Origin of the sequence: Micromonospora sp. NPDC049801, assembly GCF_040656575.1 — a bacterium.
GTDB lineage: Bacteria > Actinomycetota > Actinomycetes > Mycobacteriales > Micromonosporaceae > Micromonospora.
Genome location: NZ_JBFAMS010000017.1, coordinates 1 through 17,028 on the forward strand (window position 1 = coordinate 1; position 17,028 = coordinate 17,028).

Sequence of the window (17,028 nt, forward strand, 5' to 3'; positions counted from 1 at the left end):
GGGCGCGGGGCGCGGGGCGCGGGGCGCGGGGCGCGGGGCGCGGGGCGCGGGGCGCGGGGCGCGGGGCACGACGGCGCGGGGCGCGGGGCGCGGGGCACGACGGCGCGGGGCACGACGGCGCGGGGCACGACGGCGCGGGGCACGACGGCGCGGGGCACGACGGCGCGGGGCACGAGAGCACGAGAGCACGGAATGAGAGGTTCGGCCCGCTTGGGGCTCGTGGGCCCGGCAGGATGGCGATGTCGACTTAGACTCCCGCTGCGTCGATTTATGCGTCGATTCTTGGAGTGAGCGCGAATGTCCGGACGACGGGGCTTCGGCCGGGCCACGCTGGTCGCGGTGGTGGTCGTGCTGGCCTGGTTGGTGATCGGCGCGGTGGCCGGCCCGTACGCCGGGCGGCTTGGTGAGGTCTCCACCAACGACAATGCCGCCTTCCTGCCCACCGACGCCGAGGCGACCCGCGCCCAGGATCTCGCCGGTGGGTTCGTCGACCGGCAGACCACTCCGGCGCTGGTCGTCTACGAGCGGTCGTCGGGGATCACCGACGCCGACCGGCAGCGGGTCGCCGCCGACGCGGCCCGCTTCGCCCGGGTGCCGGGCGTCGTCACTCCGCTGCCGCCGCCGATTCCCAGCGAGGACGGTCAGGCATTACAGGTCGTCGTGCCGGTGGACGACGCCGAGGGTGAGCAGATCGGCGCGGTCGTCCGACAGGTGCGCGACATCGCCGGGGGCGACCGGGACGGGCTCACCGTGGACGTCGCGGGCCCGGCCGGTCTGCTCGCCGACCTGATCGAGGTGTTCTCCGCCATCGACGGGCCGCTGCTGCTCGTCACGCTTGTCGTGGTGCTGGTCATCCTGCTGATCGTCTACCGCAGCCCGGTCCTGTGGGTCTTCCCCCTGCTCGCCGCGGGGATGTCGTACGCCCTCGCCGCGGTCTTCGTCTACCTGCTCGCCGACGCCGACATCGTCAAGCTCAACGGGCAGGCGCAGGGCATCCTCACCGTGCTGGTCTTCGGCGCGGGCACCGACTACGCGCTGCTGCTGATCGCCCGTTATCGGGAGGAGTTGCACCGGCACGACCGGCCGTGGGGCGCGATGCGTGCCGCGTGGCGGGGTGCCGCGCCGGCCATCATCGCGTCCGGCGGCACGGTCATCGTCAGCCTGCTGTGCCTGCTGCTGTCCAGCCTGAACTCCAACCGGGCGCTCGGCCCGGTCGCCGCCATCGGCATCGCCGCCACGCTGCTGGTGATGCTCACCTTCCTGCCCGCGCTGCTGGTGCTGGGCGGTCGGTGGGCGTTCTGGCCCCGGCGTCCCCGGGTGGACCAGGCCGACCCGCAGGCCGAGCATGGCATCTGGAGTCGGATCGCCGGCTTCGTGGCCCGGCACGCCCGCCCGATCTGGTTGAGCACGGCTGTCGTGCTGGCGGTGCTCACGCTCGGCCTCACCCAGCTCGGCGCGACCATTCTCGGTCAGTCCGACCTGTTCACCCAGCGCACCGACTCGGTGGACGGTCAGGAGGTGATCGCCCGGCACTACCCGGCCGGTACCGGCAGCCCGGCCGCCATCTTCACCACCGAGCAGTCCGCGCAGCGGGTGGCCGCAGTCGCGCAGGGTGTGCCCGGGGTGGCTGCCGTCCGCCCGTTCAGCGGCGGCCAGCAGGGCGGGCCGCCGGACGGCAACGCCGCCCCGAAGGTCGTCGACGGTCGGGTGCAACTGGAGGCGACCCTGACCGACCCACCGGACAGTGACGGCGCCGAGCGGACCATCCGTGACCTGCGGGAGGCCGTACACCGGGTGCCCGACGCGGACGCCGTGGTGGGCGGCTTCACCGCGATCAACGTGGACACCTCGGACGCCGCGAAGCGCGACCAGAACGTCATCATCCCGGTGGTGCTGGTGGTCATCGCGGTGATCCTGGCCCTGCTGCTGCGTGCCCTCCTCGCGCCGCTGCTGCTCATCGGCACGGTGCTGCTCAGCTTCGCGGCCACCCTCGGCCTGTGCGCGCTGCTGTTCCGCCACGTCTTCGGCTTTCCTGGCGTGGACTCGTCGTTTCCGCTGTTCGCGTTCGTCTTCCTGGTCGCGCTCGGCATCGACTACAACATCTTCCTGACGAGCCGGGTGCGCGAGGAGTCGGTCAAGCGGGGTACCCGGGCCGGTGTGCTCGCCGGTCTCTCGGTCACCGGCGGGGTGATCACGTCCGCCGGCATCGTGCTCGCGGCGACGTTCTCCGCCCTCGCCGTCCTGCCGCTGGTGGTGCTCGTCGAGTTGGGTACGGCGGTCGCGATCGGGGTACTGATCGACACGATCATCGTCCGGTCGCTGCTGGTGCCCGCGCTCGCGTACGACATCGGGCCGAAGATCTGGTGGCCGGGCCGGTTGTCCCGGACGAACGGCGAGCGGGAGGCGCGCGATGCTGGCTGAGACCGACGTGGTGGTCGTCGGCGGTGGCCTGGCGGGTCTCGCCGCCGCTCGCCGGCTGCACCGCGCGGGCGTGCCCTGGCGGCTGCTGGAGGCCGGTGGCCGGCTGGGGGGTCGGGTCGCCACCGACGTCGTCGACGGGTACCTGATCGACCGCGGTTTCCAGGTGCTCAACACCGCCTACCCGAAGCTCGGCACGCTGCTCGACACGGACCGCCTGAACCTCGGATACTTCACCTCCGGCGTGCTGGTCCGTCGGGGCGACGACCTGCTGCGGCTGGTCAACCCGCTGCGCGAGCCGACCGGCGGCCCGCGTACCGCCCTCGCCGGCGTCGGTTCGTTGCTCGACCGGATCCGCTTCGCCGCGCTCGCCACCGGCGCCGCCACCCTGCCGGCGTCCCGCCTGCTCGCCGCGTCGGAGACCACCACGGAGACGGCGCTGCGCCGGGCCGGTCTCTCCGACGCGATCATCGAGGAGTTGCTGCGGCCGTTCCTGTCCGGTGTGTTCATCGACCGGGAGTTGGCGACCTCCAGCCACGTGTTCGCGATGGTGCTGCGCTCGTTCGCCCGGGGGCGCATCGGCCTGCCCGCCGAGGGGATGGCCGCGCTGCCCCGGGCCATCGCCGAGCCGCTCCCGGTCGACCTGCTCGACCTGGACACGCCGGTAGCGCAGGTCGCGCCCGGCCTGGTCCGCACGCAGGCCGGCGACATCAGCTGCCGGGCCGTCGTGGTCGCCGTCGACCCGCCCGCCGCGGCCGCGCTGCTGCCGGCTCTGACGAGGGTACGGATGCACAGCTACACGACGTACTACCACAGCGCTCCCGAACCGCCGCTTCGCGAGCCGATCCTGCTCGTCGACGGTGACCGTCGGGAGATCGTGGCGAACACGGTGGTGCTCAGCAACGCCGTGCCGACCTACGCCCCGGCCGGCCGGCACCTCGTGGCCACCTCGGTGGTCGGCCCGACGGCCCCGCCCGAACCGACCATCCGGGCCGAGTTGACCCGGCTGTACGGACGATCCACCGCCGACTGGACGCACCTCACCACCGTGTCCGTACCGGACGCGCTGCCCGCCGCCCCACCCCCGCAGGGACGGCTGCGCAAGCCGGTCGCGCTCGGGCAGGGGCTGTTCGTGGCCGGTGACCACCGGGACAGCCCGTCGATCCAGGGCGCTCTCGCCAGCGGTTGGCGTGCCGCCGGCGCGGTCCTCGAGGCCCTGCGCGCCGGCTGACCTCGCGCCTCGAAAGGGGACACCGCAGCCGTAGTTGATCACCTATGATCGCCGCCATGCCCGCCACCCTCCCGGCGCCCACCTTCGACGTCGCCGACGCGTACCCCGAGGTCAGCGACCTGCACAAGGCGCTCGACGCCGCCGACTGGCCCGCGGTGCGGGCGGTGTTCGCGGACCGCGACCCGGACGGCCGCACGCTGCTCGTCGCCGCGGCCGGCGACAAGCCCGGGACCGAGCCGTTCCTGCGCCAGGCGTACGACGCGGACCCCACCGACCCGCTCGCCGGGACCCTGCTCGGCAACCACCTCATCCGCGCCGGCTGGCGGATCCGCAGCGGCTACCGGGCCCGGTACGTCAGCCGGGAGCAGTTCGACCAGTTCCACGACCATCTGCGTCGCGCCGAGCGGGTGCTCATCGACGTCACCGCCCGGCGCCCCGACGACGCGGCCGCCTGGACCCAGCGCATCACCATCGCCCGAGGTCTGCAACTGGGCCAGAACGAGGCGCGTCGCCGTTATGACCGACTCGCCCAGCACCACCCCCACCACGCGCCCGCCCAGGCGACGCTGCTTCAGCAGCTCTGCCCGAAGTGGAGCGGCGACTGGGACCGCGCCTTCGCCTTCGCCCGCGAGTGCGCGCAGGCCGCGCCCGCCGGCGCGCCCAACGCCGTGGTGCTCGCCGAGGCGCACCTGGAACGCTGGCTCGACTTCGACACCGAGCGGGAACGCGCCGCGTACGTGCGCAGCGCCCCCGTCGTGGACGAGATCATGCAGGCCGGGCAGCGGTCCGTGCTGCACCCGGACTTCGTCGACCGGCCCGGCTGGGTCTGGGTCCGCTCGTCGTTCGCGCTGGTGTTCAGCCTCACCGAGCAGTGGTCCGCGGCGGCCAGCCAGTTCAGAGCGCTCGGCAACCTCGGCTCGGAATTCCCCTGGACGTACGCGGACGACGCCGAGGGCTACACGAAGTACCGCGCGAAGGCGTACGCGAAGGGTGGCCAGTCGTGATCCAGCACCTGGACGTGGACGGGGTGCCCACGCTGCTCGCCCCCACCGGTGGACCGATGCGCGCCGGGCTGACCTTCCGGGTCGGCACCGCCGACGAGACCCTCGCCCGCGCCGGCACCACTCACCTCATCGAGCACCTCGCGCTCGCGCCGCTCGGCCTGGCCGACTACCACGTCAACGGCGTGACCGCGCCAGCGTTCACCATGTTCCACACGCAGGGCTCCGAGACCGACATCGCGGCGTTCCTGACCGCCGTCTGCGGGCACCTGTCCGACCTGCCGCTCGCGCGACTCGACGTCGAGAAGGACATCCTGCGTACCGAGTGGAGCAGCCGGGGCGCCGCCGCGATCGACGACATCCCGCTGTGGCGGCACGGGGCCCGCGACTTCGGGCTCAGCAGCTACCCGGAGTGGGGCCTGGGCGCGCTGACCGCCGACGACCTGCGCGAGTGGACGGCCCGCTGGTTCACCCGGGAGAACGCGGTGCTGTGGATCTGCGGCGACCGGGTGCCCGCCGGGCTCCGGCTGCCGCTGCCGACCGGGGTACGCCAGCCGGTCCCGGCGGTCTCGTCGGCGCTGCCGCAGACCCCCGCGTACTTCGTGCACGGCGCCCGAGCGGTGGTGCTCGACGCCGTGGTGCGGCGCAGCGCCGCCGCAGCCGTCTTCGCCGGTGTGCTGGAACGGGAGCTGTACCGGTCGCTGCGCCAGGAATCCGGTCTCTCCTACACCGCCACCACCGGGTACGACCCGCGCGGCGACGGCAACGCCACGCTGCGGGCGCTCGCCGACGCGCTGGCGGAGAAGCAGGACGCCGTTCTCGGCGGCTTCGTCGACGTGCTCGCCAAGCTGCGGGTCGGCCGGATCGAGCAGGCCGACCTGGACGCCACCGTGGCCAAGCGCGAGGACCTGCTCGGCACCGCCGAGGTCGATGCCGCGCGACTTCCCGGGTACGCCCTGAACGTGCTCACCGGGGAACCCAACCTCACCATCGACGAGCACCGGGCCGAGTTGAAGGCCATCAACCTCGCCGACCTGCACGAGGTCGCCGGCGAGGTGATGGGCTCCGCGCTGCTCATGGTGCCGCGAGGGCTCACCGCCGACTGGGCCGGCTTCGTCGCCGCGCCCACCCACTCGACGGAGATCCTGGAGGGCACCGGCTACTCGGCGAAGGAGGGCAACGCCGCCCTGCGGATCGGCGTCGACGGGGTGACCCTGCTCCAGAGCGACAAGCCGCTGACCGTCCGCTACGCCGACTGCGCCGCCATGCTCACCTGGCCCGACGGAGCACGGCAACTGATCGGCGCGGACGCCATCGTGCTGCACATCGAGCCGACGATGTTCCACCTGCACCCGGCGGCGCTCCCGGTCATCGACGCCCAGGTGCCGGCCGACCGGCACATCAGCATGCCGGCACGTACGCCGGACGAGATCCCGCAGCCCTCCGCGCCGGAGAAGCCGGCCCGCGCGCCCGGCGACCGCCCCTGGTGGGAGGTCGCGATGATCGTGGTCAGCGGCGTCGCCGTCCTCGTGGCGGGCGCCGTGAGCCTGCTGGTGACGTACGTCATGGTCGCCGCCGGCACCGAGCCGGGCGAAGAGTGGCTCTGGGGCGTCGTCGTGGCAGGCTGGCTGCTCACTGTTATCCTCGCGTTGCCCATCGTGCTGCTGTGGCGACGGCGGCGGTGATGGGACGGGGCCGCATCGGCGCTGGCCCGTGATCTACCGGGCGGGATAAGATCCGCGCGGTTCCGGGGCGGTAGCTCAGCCGGTTAGAGCAGGGGACTCATAATCCCTCGGTCGCGGGTTCGAGTCCCGCCCGCCCCACCACTTACCTCTGGTCGGCCATGGTTCCGACGAACCAGGCGAGCCGCATCGAGGTCCGATGCCATCAATCGAGGCAGTGGACGTGAACGGCGATGTGCTGTGGCTGAGCGCCGCCCGTGTCTCGGTGTAGGACTTCAAGTTCGACACGGCGCTGGTCCGCTGAGGCGGGCTCGTTCTCCTCGCCGACCAGGCAGGTGGGATACGTGCCGTCGTTGTGCAGTGTCCCGCGCGCGTCCTGCCAGCTTTCGGCGATCACGGAGTAGATCGTGTCGCCATCGAGAGGGTTCCGGAGCGCCCCGTCTTCGGCAAACGCGATGGACCTGGTCTCGTCGTTCGACCAGGTGACCGTCCCGACGAGCAGCTCCGCCTTGGCAGTGTGCGGTTCGTCGCCGAGCTTGGCGGCCCCGAAGCCGCCGATCAGCCCTACGGCGACCAGCGCCAGAGAGAACGCAACCGTGGGGAGGCGGCGATGTGGTGGAGTAGGGGCCGCCGCCTCCTGCATCGTGTCGGGGAATGGCACTGCCATGGGTGCAAGGTACGCGATCGGCGCCTACCGGGCTGGCCCAGAAGTTTGTCTCCTGCCGCCATCCGCGCTGACGTCGCGGTTCGGTTGGCGGACGACTGTCGCACGACAGCCGACGGAGGGCAGCCATCGACGGCTTTGTCTAGTCTCACCTGATGCTTGACGGTTGGTCTGGACAGCCAGCCCTCCGTCGATACTCTTGGTCGCCATCGACCCCCTGATGGCTGCCGAAGGCCGCACACCGGTCGACCCTGCGGATCCGGCCGGTGTGCTCAGGCGATGCGGAGGTGCTTGACGGTGGTTCGCCGGCGCTGGCTGTTCTGGGGTGCGGCCGTGGTAGTGCTGGCTGGTTGCAGCTCGGAGGTGAACGACCCGCATGAGGGTGCACTACCCAAGGGGGAAAGCTTGGGGGAGATGCGCCAGCAAGCGGGTGAGGCCCTGGCCCGCTATGAGCAGGCGGTTATCAACGCTGATGGTGCAGCCACCGTCACCGTGACGCCGCCGCCATGGAACTCCCCACCCGGCATCTCCATCGAATCAGCCACCAGTACCAGGGCCAGCACCCGGTTGACTGTCACCTTCACTGGCACTCGGGAGCCGGCAACCAGACCGTGCGGTGCCGACTACCACGCCGAGGCGGTCGAGTCTGCCAACGCCGTCGCCGTCGTCGTCATCGTTATCGCCCAGCCTCACGCCGCCAACGAGGTATGCACGCTTGTCGGCTACCGACGAACTGCCAATCTGAACTTGGCTCAGCCTCTGGGTCAACGGGTAGTCCTCGAAGCGAGGCAAGGGCAGCGAGTTCCCCTGACCACTGCCGAGTGAGCACCGCAAGGCGGGTCGCGCCGGCACGGCCCCGGCCTCATGGCGGAGATGGCTCCAAGGCCCGCAGTGTGGCCGCAGGAGCAGGCGACCGTTTCTGATGGGGAGACGAGGCTCTGGCCGAGGGCGCCGCCTGTTCGCTCGATCGCGTCCGTGGTCAGGAGGTCGTCGCGACGTGGCCCCGAGGGGCTGCTTCCCAACGCACGCCGGGCGGAACGAGGCCGAACCAGGCTCCGATGGCGGCCATCGAGGCGACGAGGTACGCCGCCCACCACCCGAGCAGCGCCCACATACCGTGGCCGACGAGGTCGGCCAGGCCGAGCGCGAGGAACACGAGAAAAAGGTAGGCCAGACGGCCGTACGAGAGGCTCCCGCTCTTCGGCAACTCATGGGCCTTGCGGAACGGAATGAGGCTGACCCCGTAGGGACGACGGAGCAGCGTGGAACTCGCCGGCCAGAGCCGCCCGTACCCGGCCACGTCGACCACGCTGACGCCGGGCCCGTGCCGGATCGTAGCCGGACGCGACCTGGTCAGCTCGCGCAACCACGGTTCCCAGACGACACGTTGGTGCAGGACGACGCCCCTGCCCCGGCCGCCCACCGTCAGCCACACGGAGTATCCCTTGGGGCTGGTGTTGATCCCGCCGGCGGAGCTCACGGCGTGCGCCGCAGCTGTGGCCAGCCCCGCGCTTCCCGGCTGCTTCCCCTGCGCCAGATGCGCGGTCACCATGACGCGCCTCGCGGGAGCACGAGCGGCGCCCCACCACTGCACCAGGCGGACGAGCCAGGTCAGCACCAGAAAGGCTCCCGGAGCCAGCGCCACGCGGATGACGCCCGCTTCGTGCCCGACCCGCGGGTCGCTACTCAGCCGGTACCCCAGCGCGATGAGGGCGGCCAACGCCACGACGCTGCCGATCACGAACATCGGCGCGCGAGCACGCCGATTCGCCGAGCTAGCTGTACTTCCGCTGCTGGCCATGGCGTCCGTCCTGCCTGTTCGCCCTCAGACCTAGCCACGACGCTAGCAACGCCGAGCAAGGCTCACATCGAGCGTCCGTTCCAGATCTCCACCGGTGCAGTGCAATGCAGTGCGGTCGCGGACGGGCCCTGAGCCGATCGCGTCGAGCCGATGATGAGCGGGCGGTTGGCAAGGATGCCGGTCCAGATCAATCCTGGATTGGATCGGCCGGCGTGAGTACGACGCGTCGGGTGTGATCCAGGTGGCGCGTGATCGTGTACCTGCCGGTGGCGCCAACCATCGGGGCCTCGCCGGTCCATTCCAGGGCTGATGAGCAGTCTTCGAACCGCACCACATACTCCCTGTTCGAGGTGAAGACGTGGGTGACGGTGGCGGTGACCGCAGAGCCGATCGGGAAGCGCATCTTGAGGACCAGCCACTCCTCGTTGCTCGTGCTGGCGGGGAGGTAGGTCCGGGAGCGGAACGACGCGTCGAGTGGGAAGAGACGCACCTGGCCTGGCCGGTGCTGGAGAACCTCGAACGTCATCACTGCGCCGACCGAAGGCCACTCGGCCGGGTCATGAGGCAGGACGAGGACGTCAACGAAGCCCTCCAGCTCCTGGCCCAGGTCCACGAGCAGCCCGATCGCTCCGGGCCTCGGTACACGGACGACCTGGCCCGTGACGTGTTCACCCACGGGCAAGCGACGTCGGGCCACATCGAGCTCATCCCGCTCTGCCACGGGCGACAGCCTCCTCAGACGCCTCGGATCCATGCCTCCTACAGCCACTCCATGTCGATGTTGCCGGAGTAGACGCGCGCAACCCGATAGTCGGGACGTCCGAACAGCTCCGCTTCGCCGTTGTAGATCGCGATCAGAGAGCCTGCCCCATGCCACCAGGTGTCGACAATGCCGGCCGTCTCTGGCACGGGTCGCATATCGGAGAGGTCAAGGTCGGCAACCGCGTCGCCAGAAAGCCTGGTAACCGTCTCTGCGATCTGCTCTGCCGACTGGGCGAGTGCCAGTGACTCGACCCAGCCTTCGATGCGGACGTGCAGAGGCACCCAACTGTCCATGGCGATGCCGAAGCTTCCGTCAGGTCCGATCAGGAAGGAGTACGGCAACGCCGTTCGTTGCGGTCCTGCCTCGAACCACCAGTCCGGTTCGGGGAGGTCGTTCTCCCACTCCGGTGTGTCGGCACGCAGCATTCGCGGCCCTCCGTCGTAGCTGAACGACGGAGGTAGGGCGAGTCCGCCCCAGCGAGCCTGATAGCTCTCCGCCCGGTCGACGACTTCCGACGGAATGCCGTTGGCCTCCCACTGCTCGCGCCAGTCACTGACAGAGGGCACGTCGAGCCAAACTCCATGGACCGCCACGAAGCGGCGAGCCCGGACACTCAGGTTGGACGGTGCGTCACGGACGTGTCGCGTCACGCGGGCAGCTTATTCGATCTTCCGTGCGCCGCTGGCTTGGCAGCGAACGCCTCGGATCCATGCTTGCGGCAGGCGGTGGTTTCTGCGAGCGGCCAGGCTAGGGCAGCAAGACCTCAAGGCTCTGCCCCTCCCTACTCCAGGGACGGGGGATCCACGTACTCGCCGAACGGCTCGACCGATCCGTCCCAGCCGAGCCAACCCTGCTGGGTCATCCGTCCGTCGGCGTAGGTGTAGGACCAGTGGGCACCGTCCTCACCGTCGAAGTGGACGACGCCGGAGCGAACGAACGGCGCGATCGCGACGTAGAAGGCGATGGCCTGGTGCGACCACTTGGGGTCGCCCGCGTCGTCGTGATCGAACTCGATCCAGTCCCCGTCGCGGGTGATCGAGGCCCTGGCCTCGCTCGCTATGTCGACGATCCGGTCACTCACGTCAGTCATGTCGGGCTCGTACCAACGACTCTGTTCGGCCATGGCTGCCTTGGCGGCGGCCGTTGCGGCGGCGTCGTCCGACTCCGGTAGGTGCAGACGGCCGGAAGGCCACACGGAATATCCCACGGCGGGCAGTCTACGGTCGTCGATGTTCCGTACACCGACCCGAACAGCGCGCCAGCGCCGGGTCAGTCCGATGGCGGCGGCCAAGCGGGCCACGTCGGCTGTTGCCGGGGTCGACGTTCGCGATTCCACGGCTCCGGATGCCGGGGTGTTGAGTTTCGCGCCGGCCGCCTGGTCGGCGTTCATCAGCAGCGCCAAGCAGCCTCGCTGACTGCGGCCCGTTAACGCCCGGCCGGGGCCTCTTCGCCCTCGAGCAGTCGGCCCAGGCCGGTCAGGCCGGGGCCGATCCTCTTGATCTGGTCGTTGAAGAGCAGATAGATCGTGCCCTCCTCGTCCATGGCCAGGCTGGCGTGCCCGTCGTGTTCCTCGCCGAGCGGGTAGAGCAGACCGGCCGTGGATCCGGAGAGGCTGTCGAACCAGACCTTCTGACCGAGGCACAACAGTGGGTCGAGCCGTAGACCGATGCGGGCCGAGTCCCGACCGGGACCGCTCACCGGCACGACCAGTCCACCGAACTCGGTGAGGAAAGCTCGCGCGGGAGCGTGCATGGCAAAGCCCTCCGGGGCGAGCGCCGACTCCCACTCGCCGACGTCCATTCGGCGGCGTGGTGACCAACCCGCCATCCTGAGGGCTTGCGCCGCACGGTCCGGCAGTGCGCGGTCATCTCCCCGCATCACAGCACCTCTCTCAGGTCGAACTCGTTGCGCAACGACTTACAACTGTTGCAGCACGGGTTGTGCGCGCCGTGTCCGGGGTTACCCGGAGCGCGAATCCGTGCGGCCCCAATCGCGCCACCGCGCGGGTCGATGCCCCGGTCCAGCAGCTTTGACAACGACTGCGGTAACGCGCAGTTGCCGTGCCACGGCGCGCGAAGGTTCTGCGGCACCCGGTCGAGCGCACCGGCCACCTCGCGGTTGTGCGGATAGATCCGGTCGGGGCCGTCGCTCACCGAGACGGCGGTGTGCCGCCCATCAGCCGTGGTCACGGCCTCGGCGGTGCCATTGACCCGTCCGTTGCGCTGCTGGCGGTCGGCCTCCTGACGGGCACGGTACGAGGCCTGCCGCGAGGGAGACGCGTTTCTGGTCGGCCGTGCGTCCGGATTTCCGCGGCGTCGCCGCTTGACCTTCTTGAGGTCTCTGACCCATTCCCGGGCGAACTTGGCGGCGATCTTGCCGGTGCGGTTCCTAACCATCGGCCAACCGCCAGAGGGCTTCCTGCATCAGGTTGCCGACGATGGTGCGGGTCAGCGTCTGGAACACCGGAATCTCCAGCAGCGAGGCGCCGAACGTCGGGCCAGCGGTGGCGATTGCCTGCGCGATCTGGATCGCCAGCAGGACCAGTTGCACAATGACCGCGATCTTCAGGGCCAGTACGATCGCGGCAGCGATCATGAGTCCGGCACCGCCGACCAGCGCGCCGGTGCCGTTGCTCTGAAGGCTGTCGACCGGGCTCTCCTGTTGGCCCCACCAGGCACGGAATGCCTCGATATCGGCACCCTCGTTGCCGCTCAGCGCGGCTTTGGCGGCCGTCTCCGCCTGCTGAATGAACTCGGCCACGTCACTGCTGAATTCGCACCAGGCCTGGCCGAGCTCAAAGAGCTTCTGCTCGTCAGAAGCTGGCCAGGTGTAGCCCAGGATGTCGAGCAGGCTGCGCAGCTCACCCGGAATCTGCAGACCCACCCGTCAGCCTTCCATTCGTTTGAGCAGCACGCGAAACAGGTCGCCGGTGTCGGCCTCGTTGGCTTCGTGGGCACGAGCCATCCCGGTCAGGTCGTCGCCAGCGAAACCGACCTCATCGAGCGCCTCGAGCAGTGACTCGAAGACGTACGCCGCCGCTTCGTCGTATGCCACGCCGAGCAGTGACCCGGTCTCGTCGTCGCCGAACGCGGGACCGATCGATGCCAGTCGGGCCTGGAAGGCGGTCAGCTTGTCGGCGAAACCGTCCGCCAACGACCGCATGGTGGTGCCGGCAGCCGAGATGCCCTCCGGGTCGATCTGCACGGCGCCGTCACCCGCCTCGGCGGCCCAGCCGGTCCTGCGCGTCGGCGAGCCCGTCGAGGAACGTGGTGAACTGCCGGGCGGCATCCCGCTGAATCTCGGTCAACTGCCGCCCGAGGTCACTCAGGTCAACCTGTTCCGTGGTGGACGTCGTCGCCTGCTGCAGGTCTGCCATGGCGTCGTTGACGGCGGTGAGGATGTGCTCGGTCAGGGTCGTGAGGTCGAGCCGCCGGAGGCCTGGGTCGACCTCCAGTGCGGTCAGCCGGCCCGGCGGCGCAGCGGTGGCCCGCACCATCCCGTCCGCCGCCTCGCCGTGACCCTCAGGCTGGGGCACGTCCGCCCCGTCCGCCCCGCCGGACTGCTGTGCGGACAGCGCACGCAGCGTGTCGGTGAGCACTTTGTCGATCCCGTTGGGGTTCGTCGATGTCACCTCAGCCCCCCCGGATCTGCGTTCAGTGCTGCCCACGAGATTTTAGAAGACAACGCCGTCGCCCGCCGTCCCCCGGGGGCGTGCGCCGGCGACGGCGAGGGCCTCGCATCACTGTGGACATCAGAAGTACCGGATGGACCAGTCGAACATGCGTACCGGCAGGAGTACGAGGACGACGGTCGCGGCGACGGCGAGCAGCACGCGCACGGTGCGAAGACCTCGCCACCACGGGATGATCCATAGCAGCAGCCACATGGTGCCCGCGATCGCCACATGTACGCCGATCACTCTGAGGCTGGTTTCCTCGCAACTGTTGTCGGCGATTGCCTCTTTGCACAGCATCGGCGGGCCGTTGCTGTCTCCGATGTTTCCCAACACTCCGACTATGCCAGCCAACACCGGTGCCGCCACGAGGGTGAACAGTGGCGTTACCAACCATCCGGCAAGATCGCGGCGCCGGTCCATGAGCCGCCCCATCAGCGAGACGATACAACCGGATCGACACACACCACGCCCCGTCGCCGCGGCGGACGATTGATCGACTCGGCCTCCGGGAAATCGGGGTATCAGGACGCCGTTTTCGGACCGACTTCCAGGAACCCGAGTGGATCACGCAGTCCTAGGCGTCGATGAACGTCGTACCGTGTTCCGATGGTCTCGGACGCGGTGCGGTACTACGACGACTTCCTCACCGAGCGGGACTGGCTCGCCGAGGGGTTGAGCTGGGCTGTGGTGCAGCCGGCGAGTGCCGAGGCCACCGTCGACGGGATCATCAAGCGGCTGCGGGCCAGGCGTGTCGAGCCGGGTGACGACCAGTCGGGCGAGCTCGCCGACCTGGCCCAGATCGGCCCGAACGTGCTGGTGTTCCAGGACAATGGCTGCGCGTTGAGCCGGCCCGAGGTGCTGCGCTGGCTCAGCGACGGCACGCGGGTGCACACCGTCGAGTGGACCGTGAACGGCAACGGCGGCCTCACGTACGCGGTGTACGGCCGGGTGCTCGCCTGGATGGACCTGAACGACCCGGAGCGGCGGCACGGCGACGACCCGTCCGCGTTCGCCGACGACCTGGACGACGTACGCGCCGCGCGCGGAACCGGGTACGTGCGGTCGGCGGCGATGGCGTTCGTCGAACGGCGGACCGGGGTGCGGCTGCCGGCCGAGTGGATGAGCGACGAGGGGGTCGACCCGCAGGCCGGGCCGTGGGTGACGGTGCGGCTGCCGCACATCCCGGCCGACCCGAGGCCGCCGTCGAACTTCGGTCACTACGAGCCCGACCTGGACGCTCGGCTGCGGTCCGCGCCGGATGAGGTACGGCGGGCGGCGGTGGCGCACGCCGTACGGGCGGTGACCATGCGGCTCCGGTTCAGCGACGACGAGCTGGCGAGGCAGGCGATCGACGCCGTCGAGCGAGGGCTGACCGTGGACGAGGAGACCCGGTGGAGGATCGTCCGCCTCACGGCGCAGGGCGGTGATGTCCGGGCCGGCGCCGATGCCGTGCATGCCCTGCACGCGGCGCTGGGTGCGGGAATGGCCGGCGTCGACGCGCTGGGCGCCGCGCGGCACGCGCTCGGCGAGGAGTGGCCGGCGGTGCGCCAGGACCTGTACCGCCTCGTGCGGGAGACCGGCTGACGGGGTCGGATCGACGCCAAGATCCGGACAACATCCCCGATGTTGCTGCCTCAGCCGCGCCGGAGACAGCAACATCCCCGAAGTTGCTGTCACACCACACCACACCACGAACACCACGCCACGAGCAGCAGATCGGCGGGCGGCGGGACTTTTTCCGGCCCGGCGTCGAATCGAGGGCTGCTCGTTCGTGGTACGGGTGGAGGCGGTCGGCGAAGGCCGCCCGGGAGACGAGGAGTTCTGAGATGGCGCGGTACCTGATCTCGTTCAACGACGGCGCGATGGACCACATCCCCGCCGAGGAGTTGCCCGAGGTGGGCAAGGCGGCGCACGCCGTACTCCAGGAGGCCGTCGACGCGGGCGTCTGGGTGTTCGGCGGCGGCCTTCAACGGCAGCGGGCCAACATCGTGGCCACGGACGGGTCGGTCACCGACGGCCTCTACCCGGAGACCAAGGAGGTCATCGGCGGGTTCGTGGTCGTCGACGTGACCACCCGCGAGGAGGCGCTCGGATGGGCTGCCAAGTTCGCCGCCGGCTGCCGCTGCGCCCAGGAGGTCCGGGAGATCATGGCCGACCCCGAGATGGAGGAGATGCTCCGCCGCGCCGACCGTCGAGGGTGACCTTCATCGGGAAGATCCGGGTGGTCTGCGTTCCGCACCACGACGGCACGACATGGAAGTGCTCGTCCCGCCCCTGAAGCGGGTGGTTCTAGCTGTGCTGAAGTGCGGTATGCCTCAGAGGTATGAACATTCCACTGAGGTATACCGCTCACCACCGCCGCTGTGGTTGGTCGAGCAGACCCGGCCGGCCGGGTAGCGCAGGCTGTACCGGCAGGAGGGCAGCTGCGGGGATCGTCCCCGGATCGGAATTCTTGAACCCTTGATGGCGTCAAGCGTTTCCGAGACTCCAGGGAGCAGTCATGCCGCCGCACGCCGTCACGTCCACGCGCCGCCCAGCCCTGCGGGCGGTCGCCGCGACACTGGCCGCCGCCACCATCCTGACCGGGTCCGCCGCGTTCGCCGCCACCGACAGCGGTCGCCCGGCCGGGCCACCCGATGCCGTGCAGCGGCAACTGGACGACCTGGTCAGCGAGAGTGGCTTCCCCGGCGTCCTCGCCTCCGTACGGGGGGCCGACGGCCGGGTCCGCGACTACACCGCCGGGGTCGGCGACCTCCAGACGCGTCGCCCGGTTCCCCGGGACGGCCAGGTCCGCATCGGCAGCAACACCAAGACCTTCACCGCGGTGGTCGTCCTGCAGTTGGTGGGGGAGGGACGCATCGACCTGGATGCCACGGTCGAGCACTACCTGCCCGGAGTCGTGCGAGGTCACGGCAACGACGGCAACGCGATCACCGTACGTCAGCTGTTGCAGCAGACGAGCGGCCTGGCGGACTACGACGACGTGCTCTTCACCAAGGCGCAGGACCTCATCGACAAGAGTCACTCGTACTACCAGCCGAGGCGGCTGGTGGATGCCGCGCTGACGAACGCGCCGCACTTCGCGCCCGGCGCGAGGTGGGAGTACAGCAACACGAACTACGTCCTCGCCGGGCTCATCGTCGAGCAGGTCACCGAGCGTCCCATCGGCGAGGAGATCACCAACCGGATCATCAGGCCGCTCGGCCTGCGCGACACCTACTGGCCGGGAGTGGGGGAGCAGTCTCTTCGGGGTACGCACCCGCACGGCTACGTCGCAGTGGGCCCCGGCGCACCGTGGGTGGACGTCACCGACATGGACCCGTCGCTGGGCTGGGCCGCCGGCCAACTGGTCTCCACCCCGGACGAGCTGCGGACCTTCTTCCAGGCGCTCGTCGACGGCCGGCTGCTCAAGCCCGCGCAGCAGAAGGCGATGATGACCACCGTGCCCGCGCCCGGCTTCGAGCCGACCGGCGAGTACGCGTACGGGCTCGGCATCGCCAGCCACGAGTTGCCCTGCGGCGTCGAAGCCTGGGGTCACGGCGGGGACATCCAGGGGTTCGAGACCCGCAACCTGGTCACCCGCGACGGCCGCGGTGCCGTGGTCGCCGTGACCGGCCTGCCGACCGGTGAGCAGATGCTCGCCGAGGTGAACGAGAGCGTCGAGACGGCGCTGTGCGGCACCGACCACCGAGCATCGTCGGTCCGGTGACATCGCACGCGGACCTGCGCGGCTACCTTCCGGCCGCTACGGCGAGCCGACGCCGTAGGAAGGCGGCTCCCAGCGGGTACCGG

Annotated in this window: 20 protein-coding genes and 1 tRNA gene; 10 read left to right on the top strand and 11 right to left on the bottom strand. The window is 70.3% G+C overall.

Going from position 1 to position 17,028, the window contains the following annotated elements; translation table 11 throughout:
• Positions 1–297 precede the first annotated feature (297 nt).
• From AB0I89_RS26725 to AB0I89_RS26745, 5 genes are all read left to right on the top strand, one after another.
• Positions 298–2,421 (top strand): MMPL family transporter, encoded by a 2,124-nt coding sequence (locus AB0I89_RS26725; RefSeq protein ID WP_357132286.1) that lies wholly within the window; start codon positions 298–300, stop codon positions 2,419–2,421.
• On the top strand, positions 2,411–3,649 hold the full coding sequence (locus tag AB0I89_RS26730) for an FAD-dependent oxidoreductase (RefSeq protein ID WP_357132289.1): 1,239 nt from the start codon (positions 2,411–2,413) through the stop codon (positions 3,647–3,649). The genes AB0I89_RS26725 and AB0I89_RS26730 overlap by 11 nt, the downstream gene beginning before the upstream one ends.
• Before the next feature lie 56 nt (positions 3,650–3,705).
• Positions 3,706–4,653, top strand: coding sequence for a hypothetical protein (locus AB0I89_RS26735; RefSeq protein ID WP_357132292.1), 948 nt, complete (start codon positions 3,706–3,708; stop codon positions 4,651–4,653).
• Positions 4,650–6,335 (top strand): insulinase family protein, encoded by a 1,686-nt coding sequence (locus AB0I89_RS26740; RefSeq protein ID WP_357132295.1) that lies wholly within the window; start codon positions 4,650–4,652, stop codon positions 6,333–6,335. Before AB0I89_RS26735 ends, AB0I89_RS26740 begins: the two co-directional genes overlap by 4 nt.
• A gap of 64 nt (positions 6,336–6,399) precedes the next feature.
• A tRNA-Ile gene (locus AB0I89_RS26745) sits at positions 6,400–6,476 on the top strand.
• Positions 6,477–6,537: 61 nt separating this feature from the next.
• Here AB0I89_RS26745 and AB0I89_RS26750 read toward each other — a convergent pair.
• On the bottom strand, positions 6,538–6,999 hold the full coding sequence (locus AB0I89_RS26750) for a hypothetical protein (protein WP_357132299.1): 462 nt from the start codon (positions 6,997–6,999) through the stop codon (positions 6,538–6,540).
• A 294-nt stretch (positions 7,000–7,293) separates the two neighbouring features.
• On the opposite strand from AB0I89_RS26750, the gene AB0I89_RS26755 reads away from it, so the two are divergent.
• Positions 7,294–7,821: a hypothetical protein gene (locus AB0I89_RS26755; RefSeq protein WP_357132302.1), complete on the top strand. Its 528-nt coding sequence runs from the start codon at positions 7,294–7,296 to the stop codon at positions 7,819–7,821.
• Between the two features lie 154 nt (positions 7,822–7,975).
• Here AB0I89_RS26755 and AB0I89_RS26760 read toward each other — a convergent pair whose 3' ends face one another.
• The 4 genes from AB0I89_RS26760 to AB0I89_RS26775 form a co-directional block, all read right to left on the bottom strand.
• Complete coding sequence (locus AB0I89_RS26760; protein ID WP_357132305.1) at positions 7,976–8,797, bottom strand: hypothetical protein; 822 nt, start codon at positions 8,795–8,797, stop codon at positions 7,976–7,978.
• Between the two features lie 187 nt (positions 8,798–8,984).
• Entirely contained in the window at positions 8,985–9,551 is a 567-nt protein-coding gene (locus AB0I89_RS26765; RefSeq protein ID WP_357132308.1) for a hypothetical protein, read from the bottom strand.
• 5 nt (positions 9,552–9,556) lie between these two features.
• On the bottom strand, positions 9,557–10,210 hold the full coding sequence (locus AB0I89_RS26770) for a hypothetical protein (RefSeq protein ID WP_357132311.1): 654 nt from the start codon (positions 10,208–10,210) through the stop codon (positions 9,557–9,559).
• Positions 10,211–10,341: 131 nt separating this feature from the next.
• Positions 10,342–10,767: a hypothetical protein gene (locus tag AB0I89_RS26775; RefSeq protein ID WP_357132314.1), complete on the bottom strand. Its 426-nt coding sequence runs from the start codon at positions 10,765–10,767 to the stop codon at positions 10,342–10,344.
• 70 nt (positions 10,768–10,837) lie between these two features.
• Between AB0I89_RS26775 and AB0I89_RS26780 the strand changes: the two genes are divergently transcribed.
• Positions 10,838–10,975: a DUF397 domain-containing protein gene (locus tag AB0I89_RS26780; RefSeq protein WP_357132317.1), complete on the top strand. Its 138-nt coding sequence runs from the start codon at positions 10,838–10,840 to the stop codon at positions 10,973–10,975.
• A 10-nt stretch (positions 10,976–10,985) separates the two neighbouring features.
• Here AB0I89_RS26780 and AB0I89_RS26785 read toward each other — a convergent pair whose 3' ends face one another.
• The 6 genes from AB0I89_RS26785 to AB0I89_RS26810 form a co-directional block, all read right to left on the bottom strand.
• The gene (locus AB0I89_RS26785; RefSeq protein WP_357132320.1) at positions 10,986–11,438 is read right to left on the bottom strand and encodes an SUKH-3 domain-containing protein; all 453 of its coding nucleotides are present in this window, start codon (positions 11,436–11,438) and stop codon (positions 10,986–10,988) included.
• Positions 11,438–11,956, bottom strand: a complete 519-nt coding sequence (locus AB0I89_RS26790) for a hypothetical protein (RefSeq protein WP_357132323.1) — start codon at positions 11,954–11,956, stop codon at positions 11,438–11,440. The genes AB0I89_RS26785 and AB0I89_RS26790 overlap by 1 nt, the downstream gene beginning before the upstream one ends.
• A complete protein-coding gene (locus tag AB0I89_RS26795) occupies positions 11,949–12,443 on the bottom strand; it encodes a hypothetical protein (protein ID WP_355619480.1) in 495 nt (164 codons plus the stop codon). The genes AB0I89_RS26790 and AB0I89_RS26795 overlap by 8 nt, the downstream gene beginning before the upstream one ends.
• Before the next feature lie 3 nt (positions 12,444–12,446).
• Complete coding sequence (locus AB0I89_RS26800; RefSeq protein ID WP_357132326.1) at positions 12,447–12,764, bottom strand: hypothetical protein; 318 nt, start codon at positions 12,762–12,764, stop codon at positions 12,447–12,449.
• Between the two features lie 7 nt (positions 12,765–12,771).
• Entirely contained in the window at positions 12,772–13,191 is a 420-nt protein-coding gene (locus AB0I89_RS26805; protein WP_357132329.1) for a YbaB/EbfC family nucleoid-associated protein, read from the bottom strand.
• Positions 13,192–13,311: 120 nt separating this feature from the next.
• Positions 13,312–13,668: a hypothetical protein gene (locus AB0I89_RS26810; RefSeq protein WP_357132332.1), complete on the bottom strand. Its 357-nt coding sequence runs from the start codon at positions 13,666–13,668 to the stop codon at positions 13,312–13,314.
• 174 nt (positions 13,669–13,842) lie between these two features.
• Here AB0I89_RS26810 and AB0I89_RS26815 point away from each other — a divergent pair, with 174 nt between their 5' ends.
• The 3 genes from AB0I89_RS26815 to AB0I89_RS26825 all read left to right on the top strand — a co-directional run bounded on the left by AB0I89_RS26815 (position 13,843) and on the right by AB0I89_RS26825 (position 16,945).
• On the top strand, positions 13,843–14,820 hold the full coding sequence (locus AB0I89_RS26815) for a DUF6461 domain-containing protein (protein ID WP_357132335.1): 978 nt from the start codon (positions 13,843–13,845) through the stop codon (positions 14,818–14,820).
• 242 nt (positions 14,821–15,062) lie between these two features.
• Entirely contained in the window at positions 15,063–15,437 is a 375-nt protein-coding gene (locus AB0I89_RS26820; protein ID WP_357132338.1) for a YciI family protein, read from the top strand.
• Between the two features lie 299 nt (positions 15,438–15,736).
• Positions 15,737–16,945 carry a serine hydrolase domain-containing protein gene (locus AB0I89_RS26825; protein WP_357132341.1) on the top strand — a complete coding sequence of 403 codons (1,209 nt, stop codon included), beginning with the start codon at positions 15,737–15,739 and terminating at the stop codon, positions 16,943–16,945.
• Positions 16,946–17,028: the final 83 nt, after the last annotated feature.